The sequence below is a fragment of the Paenibacillus sp. J31P13 genome, from assembly GCF_056269295.1.
Genome location: NZ_JBWDNR010000011.1, coordinates 51,946 through 66,298 on the forward strand (window position 1 = coordinate 51,946; position 14,353 = coordinate 66,298).

The window sequence follows — 14,353 nt, forward strand, 5'->3', positions numbered from 1 at the left end:
TTTAGTACTGTAATGTTATATGATACAGTTTTTAATGTCAAGCCGTAGAATAAAGCAAAGAAACACTCCAAACCGTTTGGAGTGTTTCTTTATTAATACCCAATCGCATTATTTATTAAGCAAGTTGTAAATGACTTGAGCAGCTTCCGCACGATTCGAAATCCCTTTCGGCACGAACATTTTATCCGATCTTCCTTGGACAAGTCCAAGCTTTGCAGCCTTACTTACGTCAGAAACTGCCCATGTACTAATCTGAGATTCATCGCTAAATAAAGAGCCAGCTTCAACCGAAAATGCTCCATATTTAAACCCATAAGCTCGTACAACAAGAACAGCCATCTCTTCTCTTGTTATTTGCTCATTTGGCCCAAATACGGTCTCGCTCCTGCCGCGAATCAACCCAGCTTTAACAGCCGCATGAATATCACCAGCGTACCACGCATTTTCACCAACATCCTTAAACGAAGATATCCCTTCATCTGTTAGCTTCAGCGCTCTCACCAGCAATGCAGTAAACTCTGCGCGAGTCACGCTTCGTGCAGGTTCATAACGATTTACGCTTGTGCCCGTAACGATTTGTTTAGCTGAAAGCTCTTTAATTACACTCGCTGCCCAGAAGCTATCTGGAATATCAGTGAATGATTTGTTGACTTCCAATGATGCATATAAGCTAAAATGATTGATTTCTGCTATGAGCTCACCGTTACCTTTGTCTCCGCCTACATATTCCAGATTACCGCTTTCCGCTACATAATAGATACCCGCAAGCTTCTGGTCTACAGAAGCATCAAGCGTTATGTGGATGGTCATCGATTTATTGAAATTTTTCAATTCATGCTTAATCCCATCCCCGGTCTCAACATAGAGACTAAGGCTGTAAAGCCCGCCAGCTGCTTTAATGACTGCGCCTGTCTGCTCGCTGGCTTTCCGTATTGCTTCATTCTTCTTTTCCTCTGAAAGGGATTCTAATAACAAAACAATGCTGCTAGACTGATACTGTTCTGTTGGGACCATATCTTTAAGCTGCTTTAAAATCTCTACAGGAACCTCTAGCTTCATTCCGCTTGTTTGCAGAATGAAATGATTATTACCTAGCAGCTCACTCGCGTTAAACGGAAGTCGAATGCCTGTTGAATCTATCGGTACTGTTATTGCCGATTTATTTTCAACAGCATCGAGAAGCTGTAGGCTTGTAATATCTACAATTCCCGTTTCACCACTGCCACTGCCATCGCCATTGCTGCTGCCTGTCCCAGGTGAAGGATTAGCAGCTGTACCATCAGAAATCGCAATGACAGCTTCAGCAGCTGGCAATACGCCCGATTGCGCCAACTTTGAATCAATAAGCTTAACCTCTTTCAGTTGGAGCAATGTTGTTGATGATTGCTTGGCTACGAACGTGAAAGTGACTAAATCCGCTTTACCTGTTTCGGTTGCAGTCGCCCCAGTTTTCGTAAGGGCATATACAAGATGGTGCCCCCCACTTTCTGAAACTTTGGCTGGGACAGAGAAGCCTTTTATGCTTGTCTTCTCGCTTCCTGTCTGAAACTCCAACTGTGTAGGGTCATAATAAAGATTAAGCTCATAAGCATATAAATCAGAAATTTGCTCTGCTTTAACCGTTACTTGAATGCTCTGTCCAACTAGAGGCGCTGCGTTCGATACAGAAAGCGTCACCGTGGGGGATTCTGCCGCAAACACGGCTGCTGGAAGCATCAGCAGGAATAGCAACAACACACTGCATCCTATTAATCCTTTACGTACCATTAGCATATGCTGTAACTTCCTTTCAACTTGAGATGGGGTCCGTCATAGATGGATAGAAGGGGGCATTTCCAGCCCCTTTATCTAATGCTTATGCTGCCGGTACAAGAGCTGGAAGCTCCTCTGCTGCCGCTGGCAGTGCGGGTGTTATTGCCGGTGCTTCCCGGTGATGCGTATGCTGCTCGAAAGAGTATGCTAGCTTAATCAACATGCCCTCATCAAACGGGCGGCCAAGCAATTCAATATTTTGCGGTAGCTTAGGGAGCATACCGTTATCTACGAAACCTGCAGGAACAGAGATCGCCGGGAAACCAGAGAACGGACTAAGACGATTCGCGCTACCCGCATTGCTGCCCGTTAGACTTGATGGCGGATTAGCTGTTGATGGATAGAGAAGCGCATCCAAATCATTGTCAGTCATAGCCTTCAGCAATGATTCTTGGCTAACCTTCGGTCTATTAAGAAGAATATCCTTGTACTCTTGATTCGTTTCTAGATTCGTATATTTATCTCTAGCGCTATAAGAATCCAATTGAGAAGCTAGCATATCTGTTTTCGATGCAATAATGTCTGCCAAAGAGCGATACGGAACAAGTGTGTTCTGAACGTTATTCACATACTTCTCAAAATATTGATTAAGCTGCGTTCTAAATTCATACGTGCTCAAGCTGCTGAATTTCAGTATCGTACTAAGATTAGGTACAACGACATCGATTACAGTCGCTCCCGCCGCTTCCATATCTGCAATAGCTTGATCAGTCAATCCAATCACTTTGGCATTCGTGCCCATGACAAGCGGATCACGAATCACACCAATACGCGCGCCTTTAAGGCCGTCAGCATCCAAATACTTTGTATAGGTGCTTGGCGTTCTACCAAGGCTATAAAGTGTAGCAGCATCCTCTGGGTCATAACCTTTCAATATATCGAGCGATATAGCAATATCTTCAACTGATTTCGCAATCGGACCGCCTACATCTTGCGTTAGCGCAAGCGGGATAATCCCTTCGCGGCTTGTTAAACCAATCGTAGGACGCAGTCCAACTAGATTATTATAAGAGGATGGCACACGGATTGAACCGCCAGTATCCGTCCCTAAACCAATAACACCAAAGTTAGCTGCAAGCGCAGCGCCTGTTCCACCAGATGATCCGCCTGGATTTTTCGTCAAATCATAAGGATTCAGTGTTTGACCTCCAAGGGAACTTACAGTCGAAAGACCAAACGCAAATTCATGCAAATTAGACTTTGCCAGTATTATCGCTCCAGCATCCTTTAGCTTCTCGATCATAAAAGCATCACTTGTCGTAAAGTTGTTTTTAAGACAAGTACATCCAGCAGTAGTAGCCATGCCTATAGTATTGTAGTTGTCTTTTACAATGATCGGCACGCCGTGAAGCAAGCTTCTTGCACCTGTTGCCTTGCGCTCCGCATCTAGCTCAGCTGCAAGCTTCAAAGCATCAGGATTAATAGAAATAATAGATTTCAATGCTGGACCTGCAGAATCATAGGCAGCGATACGAGCTAGATATTGATTAACGAGCTCAACTGCGCTTAACGTTCCCGCCTCCATCGCATTTTGAATATCCATGACGCTTGCTTCCATTAATTCAAATGGCTCACCAGCATCGAATACGATAATTTTGCCCAGCGCAGCTAAATCAGCTATGTCAATTTTGCCATTGCTATCAAAATCTGCTGCCGATACCTTAGGCCAATCTGCACTGCTGGAATCGACATTGAAGTTCGCAATTAATACTGCCAAATCTCCGATGTCTATCATGCCGTTTCTGTTTAAGTCGCCTTTGACACCCGTCTCAACCGCTGTAATAGCGATGCCATGTGCAGTTGCAGAAGCTGTCGTCGTTTCTCCTGCCGCATCCACACCAAGCTCTGCTGATACTTGAATGTTATTTATACCCGCTTTGGCTTTCGCAGAAAAAGTAAGCAGCAGAGTCTTTTCACCATCTGCTAGACTCTCTCCTGGAGAAGCCGTTATAATCGTTACTTGGTTTAATCCTGTATTCTCACTGACAATTTGTGTTTTGCTGTCAGCAGCGGTCGCAGATACATACTCGAATAGCGCTGCATTGTATTGAATCGTAAATTTCCCTGCCTTCACTCCATTAGGTATCGAAGATAAAGCTACACTCATTTGAAATTGTTCGCCCACCTTTGCAAGAGTAGGTCCGTTAAGCACGATGAATGGAGAGCCTGATTCCAATGAAATTACATTTACCGATGTATCCTCCATTACTGCCGATTGCTCATTTTGCCCTTGGGCATATGTACGTGTTGGAGTAGCCATTAATACTAAGCTAGTTAATAGAGAGGTAGAAACAACTGCTGCACAAATTTTCTTCATCATTGAATTTTTCATAGTTTCCTCCTTGGCTGCTCTCAAAAAATGAATGGTGTAAAAATAGTAAACCCTAAATACTAATGTAATATTATCTAACATGTAATTCTAGTATATTTATACGTCTTCATTTTCACAAATGAATATAACGTCAAAAATACGTTTACATTTCGTTATACCTACAAATCCCTCTTGTTTACTGGCATTATCTCATTCTTTAAGACTATTGACGTTATGTTAACTAACATATATGATTTGTTCATATCATAAAACCAACGATTTGAACCACTGCTAATCGTACTCGTTCTTTAGCTTCTAGCTGTTCCGTTATACTATTTGTTTCAAATTCGCTGAAATAGGTTATAGTCTTACAAACAATTTCATATACCAAAGTAAGGCTTTGACTAATAGGAGGAATTTAAAATGGAATATATACAAAATAAACAATTCAAAAACGAAGATGTGTACTTTGACAACACACATTATATTGGGTGCTCATTCACGAATTGCACCATTCATATCTCATCCTTACATTTCAATTATGATCGCTGTACGTTCGCTGGCTCCAAGTTCAAACTAAGCCGCAAAGTATTTATGCTGCAAAACGTTTATTCGCTACTACCATCCAATTTGAACGGCAAAGTTGTATTGCAAGCCTGAAATATGGAGTGATATAAAGGTACTGCATTACTCGTCTCTATAAAAAAAGCTTCTGTCGATTTATAATCGACAGAAGCTTTTTTTGGTTTAATGTACCTACTTTTGCATGATAGATAACTACCTAAAAACAAATCTATCATCACAATCTCCTCATATGTCTCGCAAGGCGTTAACACAAGCCATTGCCTTTTCTTCCACATACCATATATAGAAGACTACGAAAGGAGCTGACTAAAATGTCATGCAAACCATTTTGCCCGACAGTTCGTGTATATGATCCGCCTGTAACTGTATTTAGAGATGTTTGCCATCCACAAATCGTGGAAGTCGTTCATCAAGTTAATGTCGTTACGCGCCATCATTGCGTGCCGGTAGAGAAGCATCTCTATCAATACTGCCACCACGACGAATTACAGGGACAACAAGATCGTAATAATCGTTCTGAATCAAACCGCTCTCGTAATCGTTCAAGATCTTCACGTTCTGGAAACCGCAGCAGAAGCAGAGTATCTCATATTTCGAAGTATAAAAAATCATCAAAAAAATAATGATGGTTTCCTATTTAACCTTCCTTCGTCTTATGCCATGATACTAACCCTTTTCGGTAAAAATATAGTAACAAAAAAACAAGCTGAGCTCGGTTCATTCCGATTTCAGCTTGTTTTTGTTAGATCGTATAATCCTGGTTTAGTTCATAGCTTATTTTACGATTAAACATAATAGACCCCCCGCATCTGCGAAAGGTCTAGTTGTCATCCTTTAAAGAACTTCATTATTTATTGCTGCCTACAAGCTTCATAACCGCTTCTCTCGTTAGCTTATTTCCTCCAATGGAAATGAGCTTAACGGTAGCATGTGCCAGCGTCAACGGGATTTTACAAAACTCTAAAGCAGGTCCGCCTTTTAAATCATGAATATAGGAATCAGCTATTTTTAAATTGCGACGAGTATACTGAAGCATTTCCTTCGAACCCCAGCCTTCTGGAAAAAAGTTCACGCCTCTCTCCAAATCCTCTGCTCTATTGCGGAGAATGTTTACTGCTTGCAGTCCTCTTCCATATGCAACGGCCTTCTCATGATCGGTTTCCGTACCGTCAAACCAAAGCCAAATTTCAGAGAGCATTTCCCCTACCATACCTGCTACACTGTACGTATATTGATCCAAATCCTCTTCCGTACGAATGTTCCAACCATGATGCACCCACTCGGCCATCTGCTTGGACATCTTAGCAATGTAACGATAAATAATGGAATTAGCTGCTGCAGGACCATAAACAGCCCACTCATCAAGTCGCATCGTTACCGGAGGTAACACATCACGATAAGGAGACAATCGTTTCTGTATATCTGCAATCGGATCTGAAGATTGAAAATCATCATGAATCCCATTTAAGAGCTCGATTTTCAAATCATTATCGATCTCTTCGTGATCCTCGATCTCATCAATAGCCCTCATACACAGATAGGCCGAAGCGACTGCTTCTTTCAAACCTGAAACTAAGCGACTAATGGGGATGTAAAACGTTCTGCTCGTTTGCTTTAGCATAATCATCGCATCATTCAAAATAAAAACTCCTTCAAGAAAGCAGCTTGGCTTTTACTATTTATTCTTATATACCATGATAGCATATATGGATTTAGATATGGAAATTTCAGATGATTAATTTGAAAAATCGACACTTTAGCAACAAAAAAGGACTGCCAAAACGGCAGCCTCATGCTTTTTTTAAACATAACCTTACTTAATAAGTTCTTTATTCCAAAAATCGATCACCGTATGGTCGGCTCGCTCCATTGAAGCCCATGACACCTTTTTCTTAAACCCATAGCCATCCATAATTTTAATTGTTTTTTCGATTTGAGAATTTTCTACTCTCAATTCCATCGACATACAGTTGTTCATGATATTTGTTAACTCATTTAATTGATCTATAACTTGCTCTGAAGTTGTCATACTCTCTACATCCTTTCACATTACACGACGTCCTGAATGATTTTACCCTAAGAACAAAATTATATCCAGTCCAATTAAGTAGTTTACCTACATTTACTGCAACATTTGCGGGACATGCTCCGTCTTAGTACTCGGTAAAAATAATACTAACATGAGGAGAATGTACACAATGAAGACCCGGGTTATTTCCATGCTGTTGATTACTATCTTATTAGGGAGCTTATTAAGTGCGTGTTCCAGCAAAAATGAGGCAAACAACACAAATGCTGCTGCCGGAACTGAAGTATCCGCTAGCCCAGAAACAAGTCCTGAGGCAGAAACGAGTCCTGAGGCAAGCACAACGCCAGAGGTAACACCTAGCGAAGAGCCGACAGCGACAATAGCACCTTCTCCAACCGCAGAACCAGAAGCAAGCAAGGAACCTGCAGCAACAAAAAAACCAACAGCAACCAAAGAGCCTGCACCAACTAAGAAACCAGCAGCAACAAAAGAACCAGCACCTACAAAAAAACCTACGGCTACCAAGGAGCCGGTTCCAACCAAAAAACCAACACCAACTAAACCGCCAGTTGCTGAAACATTGCCAAACGTTACGAAGATAGTCGATGGGATGCTTGAAAAGGTAGAACAGCCTTCGCTTATGGCAATGGATAATGATAGCCTAAAAGAAATGTATGGAATTGATTCATCCTTGCTTGAGGATTATTCCGTTCGTTTACCAATGATGAATGTAAAAGCAACAGAAATTGCTGTATTTAAAGTGAAAAATAAAAAAGATATCGATACTATTAAAGACGGCATTAAAACACGCGCTACAACGATTCAAAAGAATTTTGAACATTATCTTCCTGACCAATATGAGAATGCATTGAACTATACTGTTACTACAAACGGTAATTATGTATTGTTCATTATTTCAGATAGTGCCGACGATTTGAAGAAAGCATTCAACAGCTACTTTGAGAAAAAATAACTTTTAACAGCTTACATAAGCATTTGTTCGGTAATTGAATCTTATTTAAACCAAAGAGAAAGAGCCCTCTCATTGCGTTATGAACGCAATGAGAGGGCTCTTTCTCTTTCACCACCCTGAACGTGCAATGAGCGATGCGATCTGTGCAATATGATGTCGACCATGCCAAGCATATCTTTGGGCTGCCATATCCAAGTTCATTGCGCCATGAGTGGGACTCGTAAATGTTCGATCAAAGTCTGACGGCTTCATGGACTGAAAGACGGCTACGAATCTACAGTGAATGGCATCAAGCAGAACAAGCGAGGTTTCAATTGGTTCCTTATAATCATTCAGTTCAGCCCACAAATCCTCGCGATAAGAGCCAGCTATTGGACTATCTTCAGTCAGTGTTCTCTTGAAACGTATATAAGCATTCATATCGTTATCAGCTAGATGGTGGACAACCTGTCGGACGGTCCAACCATTTGGACGATAGGGTGTTAGCAACTGCTCCGGGCTTAAGTTTTGCACCGTTAAACGAAGAATCTGAGGTATTGCAGAAATTTCCTCCATCCAGCTTTGACGATGTTCAACAGTTGGATTCTTAATAGCTGCAAATTGACCGATTGGATAGCGAAGTTGTTCCATTTAATCACCTTCTAAACGATTATTTCCATCTAATTTTTGAGATTTAATGTCATTATGAACGCTTTCGATATTTAAGCGGGGTCATGCCAACTACTCTCTTAAATAATTGGATGAAGTAAGGTACATTCACAAATCCAACCGATATTCCGACTTGTTCAACTGTCAATTCCGTCGTTTCAAGAAGTCGGCATGCTTGCTTAATCCGTCTAGCTGTTAAATAGTCCGTGATGCTGCTGCCTGTTTCCTGACTGAACACACGAGATAAATAAAATTTGGAAAGATGCGTTTCATCGGCAAGGCGATCCAGACTCACCTCTTCTGAATAATGCTCCTCAATCCAGCTCATAACCTTCTTGGCGTAGCGCAGTGTACTTCGCTCCTCTAGATCCGTAAGCGTCTCACCGTATGGGTCTCTGTCTTTCCCAATACCGTTCAAGGTTTGAAGCAGAAGCAATGCGATTTCCTCCGCTTCTTCCCCTCTCCCAGCCCTTCTGACTTCATCATAGCCTCGATAACTCCATTCCATCGACTCGGCCTGAGACTGCAAATCATAAGCATGAAGTTGATTTCTCCCCCTCCACAAGGCATTAAGAAGCGCATATCTCTTCGGAAATGGACGAAGTCTCTCCTCAAAGGACAAGGGATCGAAATAAAAAATGGAACGAATATACGGCGTTTCTGGACTCACATCCGCGTAGACGTGATGCAATTGATAGGGCTGAAAAAAAAACAGCATCCCTCTTCGCATTTCATAGGTTTGTCGATTAACGACTATTGTGCCTTTGCCCTCGTGAACAAACAGAACCTCACAGCATTGATGCCAATGATAGTAGCCCTTGAAATAGTCTTCCGTGCGTACATTATAATCCCAAAGCAAAGAAGTCCGATCAAATGGGACAGGCTCGAATAACCGATTCATACAACCTCCACAAGAGCAAGATTTCAACATTTTAGCATATCCTATCATAACTTTACTGGAAAATGAAGCGCTATAATAATCTAAATAACGAATGGAGGAATGCATAGTGGCAGCGAATTACTGGCAGAAAACATTAAAACTGCTTGAATCTAAAGTAGAGAGTATGATTGATGAAATTGGAGATAAATATCCACATGATGCGGGTAAAGACGGTAAGTATTTGGGCAAGTCTTCGGATTACTGGACAACCGGCTTCTGGCCGGGAATGCTGTGGATTATGTTCGATATGACTGGAAAAGAGCGTTTTCGAGAAGCAGCATGGCGTTATGATGAGGAGCTAGAACAATGGTTTATCAAGCATACGGCAGAGCTTCATCATGATGTTGGCTTTCAGTTTCTCTCTACAGCGGTAATCAAGCATACGCTGACTGGAGACGAGGAAGCTCTGCGCAGAGGTTTGGAGGCTGCTAACTTCCTAGCGAGCCGCTATAATCCAGTAGGTCGCTTCATTCGTGCTTGGAATGGGGATAAGCATGGGTGGGCAATCATTGATAGCATGTTGAATATCTCCATTTTGTTCTGGGCTAGTCAAATAACCGGTGATCCTCGCTACAAGCATATCGCTGTCGCTCATGCAGAAACAACAATGCAGTATGGTATCCGTGAGGACGGATCAACGAAACATATCCTCTCCTTCGATCCGGAGACAGGCGCATTCATTGAATCTTTCGGGGGCCAAGGTTATTCGGTTGAATCTACTTGGTCGCGAGGCGCAGCTTGGGGATTGTACGGCTATGCGAATACATATCGTTACACCGGAGATGAGCGTTTTCTGAATACGGCTAAGCGAATTGCGCATTACTTCATTGCAGCCTTGCCAGAAGACAATGTTCCTTACTGGGATTTCCGCTTGGAGTCATTTGAAGGACAGCCAAAGGACAGCTCTGCTGCCGCTATTGCTGCTTCAGGTCTGTTAGAGCTTGCTGAGCATGTGCCTGCCGAAGAGAAACAACTTTATATCAGCGCAGCCGAGCGTATGCTGACCTCTTTGACTGAAAATTATGCGACATGGAATATGCCAGAACAAGAAGCGATCCTACTTCATGGAACAGGAAGCGGCAACTCTTTCATCGATGTACCTTTAATCTTTGGTGACTATTACTATGTAGAAGCAGTAGCTAAGCTGAACGATTGGAAACACCGCATCTATTAAGCCTATTACCGGAATCCCCTTCATGTTTGACCCTCTTTCCAAATGGGTAAATAATTGAAAACAAGGAAAAGAGGTGGGCAAGCATGAATGATTCGAGAAGGATGCAGACGGTGCAGTAAAAAATGGCAAGCGTGACCATCCTGAGCAATATCCGACGGATAAGAAAAGCTTGTTCGACATGTATAAAAGCGAGCAAACGGTAGATCCGATCCCTCTTGAAGATTTGAAGCATCAAGTGCAGGACGAGAAGCATAAGGAAGAGACAAAACACCACTCATCAAGCGCTAATAAATATAAGTAAGGAATGCTGGAAAAAACAAAGAGGACGCTAGCCATCGCCTGCGTCCTCTTTGTTTTGTTGCTACAATATCTTATACAGCATGGTCTACTTGCCTCTTTGGACGAAATAAGAACCCAAGCAGCGCGAATGTCAGAAACGCAGCACCCAAAAATAGAAAGATGCTATGTACGGATACATAGCGGATGCCGAAACCTCCAAGAGTCGGCCCCATGATGCTTCCAATACTGAAGTGGATGGATGCAATGACATTTGCCGCTGGAAGGATGCCCCTGGGCAAAATATCTGCTGCATATGCGAGCCCGAGTGAATAGAACGAACCGACTACACCGCCTGCTAAGGCAAACAATACGAATAACAACACGACATTGTTCCCTGCGATAGGTATGGCAAAGAATACAAATGAGCCAATTATGCCGCAAGCGATCAATATAGGTTTCCTTCCAATCCGGTCGCTCCATATGCCAAGCGGAAGCTGCAGGGTCACTCCTCCAACACCGAATGCCAATAACAAGAGGGATATCCAATACTGACTCAAATCAATACGCAAGCCATAAAGCGGGAAGCTGCTGTTCATGGACGATTCCATCAATCCGTACAAGAAGCCGGGTATGAGTACGAACCACGCGACTCGGTAAGTCGTTATAAACCGATTTTCGGATGAAGCACCCTTTGCAATACGCTCAGGCATCTCATTCTTTAACCTTAGTACGATAAGCAGTACCGTGATGAAGAACAGACTCGATACAAGAAAAGGAACTGCCCTTCCGAGCGGAAGCAAATTAATGCCGAGCGGTCCCAAGCTGAAGCCAAGTCCGTATGACATACCATACAAGGATATATACTTTCCTCGTTTATCAGCTGGACATGAGCTTACAATCCAAAGCTGAGTAGTGAAATGCAAGGCGCTGTCGCCTACGCCGACCAGTAGACGCAAGACGAACCAGATTGCTAGCGAATGAGTAAAAGGAAAGAGCAGATTTGAAAACGCAATAAGCGCTATTCCTGCAACAATCACTTTTTTGTAACCAAAACGCCTGACCGGCTTCTCTACGAAAAACATCGTAACGAAGACACCGATGTACATAGCAGCTGAGTTCATGCCATTCATCTCTGATGAGATGCCGGAATCCTCTAGCATAATGGACAGCAGCGGCAGCAGCAGCCCTTGGCTCATGCCCGCTACGATAACAACTAGTAATAAAGTAATAAAACGTGAACGAAAAGAAAGTGAATCTGATTGAATAACTCGTGATGACAAAACTACTGCACTCTCCCTGCGATAACTATTAATCTAATTTCCCCTTACACATTGTATACTTGACAGCCAACCCTGACAACCGCTCTTTTATTTACAACTTTTGAGAGAATAGTCTCTATTAATGCTATCATGCGTCCAAGTTCCTTATTTCAAATCTCTATCTTGCTTATCCTTTAATGTATAAATTAAGACGTCGAGTCTTTCGATAATACGTTCATCATTTTCTATTTGTCTCTTCAACCTCACATCGATACTGATCATTCCCCAAACGATAATGCCAAAAACAATAATAATGAAAAAAAACATGAAATCTCCTCCTTACAGAATTTTGATCATTCTGAAATTGGCTAATTGCACACCGTTGCGCTCAACTATCTGTGACTGATTTACTAGATACCCGTGATGTTCAAAAAAGGGTTTTGCCGTAATACTTGCATCTGTATCCATTTCAATCAGTCCCATTGCTCTAGCTTCGTGTTCAAGACTATTCACAAGCGTTGAAGCAATTCCTTTCCTTTGATGGTCCTTGTGTATGTAAAGTCTATCTAAATGACCATCCTCCGTCATATCAGCAAAACCAATGAGCTTACTGTTGTCCTCAGCAATAAAGGTGATATTGCGACTCAGAGACTCCTTCCAAGCCTCTCGTTTAAGCGACTCTTCCGCTTTGGGTGCCCAAGCATCGAGCTGCACTTGTGAATAGTCTTGTTTGTTTACGGTATGCACCGTATCGTAAAACAATGAGACTATCTCTTGGATATCCGACTCATGGAATCTTCTAATATTCATTTTGTATTCTCCTTAAAAGCTGCCTCATGCTTCTATTAAACTTATTCATCCCCTAAAGATAGGGTAACAACCATTGCCCATCTAACTGTGTCCAACATTGATAAATCAGATGATTTCATTACATTCTGATCGGTGGCTTGCATGCCCCATACCGCAATTTCTTCATTTTCAGGAATCGTCAATAGTTCATCCATGTTGAGCTGTAGTAACGAGCTGCTTGTAGTTTTGAAATCCGCTTCAATTTCCGTCTCATAACTAGCAGTAGACTGTTTACCTATAAAAGAGGACAATACTGTATATTTTGAATTACCGTCGTTAGCAGAATCTGTTTTTTCCTTCACTCCTATAATAAACTCGCCGTCAAACTCATAGTCACCATCTTTCTCGTTCTGTTTCAATGCTCCTTGAAATGAATTCACTGTTTCTTTTTTCTTGCCATTTTCCCAAATTGCTATGCTAGCCTGAATGGAACTTTTGCTTCCTTTATATTTAAGTTTCACAGCCCCAGACATAGGACCAACAAATTGCTGGAATTTCTTTGCGTCCCCTGCAAATAAATCATACGGAGTTATACTTAGTGTAGCTGGTTTCACTTCATTAGCTTTCGAACATCCAGACAAAGTTATAGACAGTACAATCGCAAAACAAATAACAAAAATTCTTTTCAATTTCTATAATCTCCTTATCTCAACAATATTTTATGTAAGAACTAGCCTCTTTCGAGAATGTCATTCTATTATAGCAAACTTACACACCCATAATTATACAAATCTTCAAAATGAGCTATGAAAAAAACAATAGTATTATTGCAATAAATTCATTATTTCACTTGCATTTGTAATCCAATCCTTATTATCCGTATTTATTTCTATAGTTGGCAGCCTAGATAAACTAGCTTGTTTGCGTAGTTCTGATTGGGTTTGTATAAATTCATCAGCTGACTTTCTAATTTCTTCATCTGATTTGTTCGTCCATTCATAAGGTGTTCGACTTTGCATTCTTTGCTCTACGTTTTCAGATGAAACCGTTAATAATACACATTTCGCTCCAAGGAGGAGTAATTCATTTTCAAGCGATTCGATTTCAACTGAAGAGTCGGAGGGAAATGCCACTCTGTGATTCAAATGAAATCTTTCCAATATAAAAAATAATCCTCTAGATCCCCGAGATGCATCTGGCCCCAAATAATTTGCCCATTCATTTAATTGTCGCAACATGTTAACCCGTTCTTTCAATACCTGAAGATGTTCGTCACGATTTAAAAGTTGAAGCTCCCCATGAACATTGTTTAATACTTGGGAATAATGCTCACTAAGAACAATGATGCTACGCTCAATTGATTCATCTTTTGCTTGAAGTAGCTTTAGCGCTTTTAAAACAGACGTTTTTCCTGCATGTGAATACCCCTCTAGGATAATTCCTCTTATATGGCTCACTAATGACCTCCAACTAACAATTATTTAAAATCAATTATACCAAAGATTACCACTCATTCGTTTGATCTCAATGGATTTAACTTCAAAAGGCTGCCAT

At 41.6% G+C, this 14,353-nt stretch carries 16 protein-coding genes; 4 read left to right on the forward strand and 12 right to left on the reverse strand.

Annotation, left to right across the window (positions count from 1 at the left end; genetic code table 11):
* Nucleotides 1-108: 108 nt before the first annotated feature.
* Complete coding sequence (locus tag AC0YOD_RS25085) at nt 109-1,773, reverse strand: S-layer homology domain-containing protein (protein WP_475802073.1); 1,665 nt, start codon at nt 1,771-1,773, stop codon at nt 109-111.
* Between the two features lie 82 nt (nt 1,774-1,855).
* Entirely contained in the window at nt 1,856-4,144 is a 2,289-nt protein-coding gene (locus AC0YOD_RS25090; protein WP_475802074.1) for an amidase family protein, read from the reverse strand.
* Nucleotides 4,145-4,546: 402 nt separating this feature from the next.
* On the opposite strand from AC0YOD_RS25090, the gene AC0YOD_RS25095 reads away from it, so the two are divergent.
* Complete coding sequence (locus tag AC0YOD_RS25095) at nt 4,547-4,783, forward strand: hypothetical protein (protein WP_475802075.1); 237 nt, start codon at nt 4,547-4,549, stop codon at nt 4,781-4,783.
* A gap of 348 nt (nt 4,784-5,131) precedes the next feature.
* Here the strand turns inward: AC0YOD_RS25095 and AC0YOD_RS25100 are convergent, their stop codons facing one another.
* The 3 genes from AC0YOD_RS25100 to AC0YOD_RS25110 form a co-directional block, all read right to left on the reverse strand.
* Entirely contained in the window at nt 5,132-5,263 is a 132-nt protein-coding gene (locus tag AC0YOD_RS25100; protein ID WP_475802076.1) for a hypothetical protein, read from the reverse strand.
* 292 nt (nt 5,264-5,555) lie between these two features.
* Nucleotides 5,556-6,335: a squalene/phytoene synthase family protein gene (locus AC0YOD_RS25105; protein ID WP_475802137.1), complete on the reverse strand. Its 780-nt coding sequence runs from the start codon at nt 6,333-6,335 to the stop codon at nt 5,556-5,558.
* A 186-nt stretch (nt 6,336-6,521) separates the two neighbouring features.
* A complete protein-coding gene (locus tag AC0YOD_RS25110; RefSeq protein ID WP_475802077.1) occupies nt 6,522-6,737 on the reverse strand; it encodes a hypothetical protein in 216 nt (71 codons plus the stop codon).
* 169 nt (nt 6,738-6,906) lie between these two features.
* Here AC0YOD_RS25110 and AC0YOD_RS25115 point away from each other — a divergent pair, with 169 nt between their 5' ends.
* A complete protein-coding gene (locus tag AC0YOD_RS25115; RefSeq protein WP_475802078.1) occupies nt 6,907-7,710 on the forward strand; it encodes a DUF4358 domain-containing protein in 804 nt (267 codons plus the stop codon).
* Between the two features lie 108 nt (nt 7,711-7,818).
* Here the strand turns inward: AC0YOD_RS25115 and AC0YOD_RS25120 are convergent, their stop codons facing one another.
* Nucleotides 7,819-8,340: a YfiT family bacillithiol transferase gene (locus tag AC0YOD_RS25120; protein WP_475802079.1), complete on the reverse strand. Its 522-nt coding sequence runs from the start codon at nt 8,338-8,340 to the stop codon at nt 7,819-7,821.
* A 52-nt stretch (nt 8,341-8,392) separates the two neighbouring features.
* Nucleotides 8,393-9,259 (reverse strand): helix-turn-helix domain-containing protein, encoded by an 867-nt coding sequence (locus AC0YOD_RS25125; protein ID WP_475802080.1) that lies wholly within the window; start codon nt 9,257-9,259, stop codon nt 8,393-8,395.
* Nucleotides 9,260-9,350: 91 nt separating this feature from the next.
* Between AC0YOD_RS25125 and AC0YOD_RS25130 the strand changes: the two genes are divergently transcribed.
* Together AC0YOD_RS25130 and AC0YOD_RS25135 are read left to right on the forward strand one after the other, a co-directional pair.
* The gene (locus AC0YOD_RS25130; protein WP_475802081.1) at nt 9,351-10,472 is read left to right on the forward strand and encodes a glycoside hydrolase family 88 protein; all 1,122 of its coding nucleotides are present in this window, start codon (nt 9,351-9,353) and stop codon (nt 10,470-10,472) included.
* 178 nt (nt 10,473-10,650) lie between these two features.
* Nucleotides 10,651-10,773 (forward strand): hypothetical protein, encoded by a 123-nt coding sequence (locus tag AC0YOD_RS25135; RefSeq protein WP_475802082.1) that lies wholly within the window; start codon nt 10,651-10,653, stop codon nt 10,771-10,773.
* A 70-nt stretch (nt 10,774-10,843) separates the two neighbouring features.
* Here the strand turns inward: AC0YOD_RS25135 and AC0YOD_RS25140 are convergent, their stop codons facing one another.
* The 5 genes from AC0YOD_RS25140 to AC0YOD_RS25160 all read right to left on the reverse strand — a co-directional run bounded on the left by AC0YOD_RS25140 (nt 10,844) and on the right by AC0YOD_RS25160 (nt 14,256).
* Entirely contained in the window at nt 10,844-12,031 is a 1,188-nt protein-coding gene (locus tag AC0YOD_RS25140) for an MFS transporter (RefSeq protein WP_475802083.1), read from the reverse strand.
* 144 nt (nt 12,032-12,175) lie between these two features.
* Nucleotides 12,176-12,337, reverse strand: a complete 162-nt coding sequence (locus AC0YOD_RS25145) for a hypothetical protein (RefSeq protein ID WP_475802084.1) — start codon at nt 12,335-12,337, stop codon at nt 12,176-12,178.
* Between the two features lie 12 nt (nt 12,338-12,349).
* Entirely contained in the window at nt 12,350-12,820 is a 471-nt protein-coding gene (locus AC0YOD_RS25150; protein WP_475802085.1) for a GNAT family N-acetyltransferase, read from the reverse strand.
* A gap of 41 nt (nt 12,821-12,861) precedes the next feature.
* Nucleotides 12,862-13,488 carry a hypothetical protein gene (locus AC0YOD_RS25155; RefSeq protein ID WP_475802086.1) on the reverse strand — a complete coding sequence of 209 codons (627 nt, stop codon included), beginning with the start codon at nt 13,486-13,488 and terminating at the stop codon, nt 12,862-12,864.
* 135 nt (nt 13,489-13,623) lie between these two features.
* Nucleotides 13,624-14,256, reverse strand: coding sequence for a hypothetical protein (locus AC0YOD_RS25160; protein ID WP_475802087.1), 633 nt, complete (start codon nt 14,254-14,256; stop codon nt 13,624-13,626).
* Between the last annotated feature and the right edge of the window lie 97 nt (nt 14,257-14,353).

Coding starts and splice junctions, on each gene's coding strand:
- AC0YOD_RS25105 (WP_475802137.1), bottom strand. CDS start 6,335: ATGATTATGCTAAAGCAAACGAGCAGAACGTTTTACATCCCCATTAGT.
- AC0YOD_RS25085 (WP_475802073.1), bottom strand. CDS start 1,773: ATGCTAATGGTACGTAAAGGATTAATAGGATGCAGTGTGTTGTTGCTA.
- AC0YOD_RS25130 (WP_475802081.1), top strand. CDS start 9,351: ATGGAGGAATGCATAGTGGCAGCGAATTACTGGCAGAAAACATTAAAA.
- AC0YOD_RS25125 (WP_475802080.1), bottom strand. CDS start 9,259: ATGAATCGGTTATTCGAGCCTGTCCCATTTGATCGGACTTCTTTGCTT.
- AC0YOD_RS25090 (WP_475802074.1), bottom strand. CDS start 4,144: ATGAAAAATTCAATGATGAAGAAAATTTGTGCAGCAGTTGTTTCTACC.
- AC0YOD_RS25115 (WP_475802078.1), top strand. CDS start 6,907: ATGAAGACCCGGGTTATTTCCATGCTGTTGATTACTATCTTATTAGGG.
- AC0YOD_RS25120 (WP_475802079.1), bottom strand. CDS start 8,340: ATGGAACAACTTCGCTATCCAATCGGTCAATTTGCAGCTATTAAGAAT.
- AC0YOD_RS25145 (WP_475802084.1), bottom strand. CDS start 12,337: ATGTTTTTTTTCATTATTATTGTTTTTGGCATTATCGTTTGGGGAATG.
- AC0YOD_RS25095 (WP_475802075.1), top strand. CDS start 4,547: ATGGAATATATACAAAATAAACAATTCAAAAACGAAGATGTGTACTTT.
- AC0YOD_RS25135 (WP_475802082.1), top strand. CDS start 10,651: ATGTATAAAAGCGAGCAAACGGTAGATCCGATCCCTCTTGAAGATTTG.
- AC0YOD_RS25110 (WP_475802077.1), bottom strand. CDS start 6,737: ATGACAACTTCAGAGCAAGTTATAGATCAATTAAATGAGTTAACAAAT.
- AC0YOD_RS25150 (WP_475802085.1), bottom strand. CDS start 12,820: ATGAATATTAGAAGATTCCATGAGTCGGATATCCAAGAGATAGTCTCA.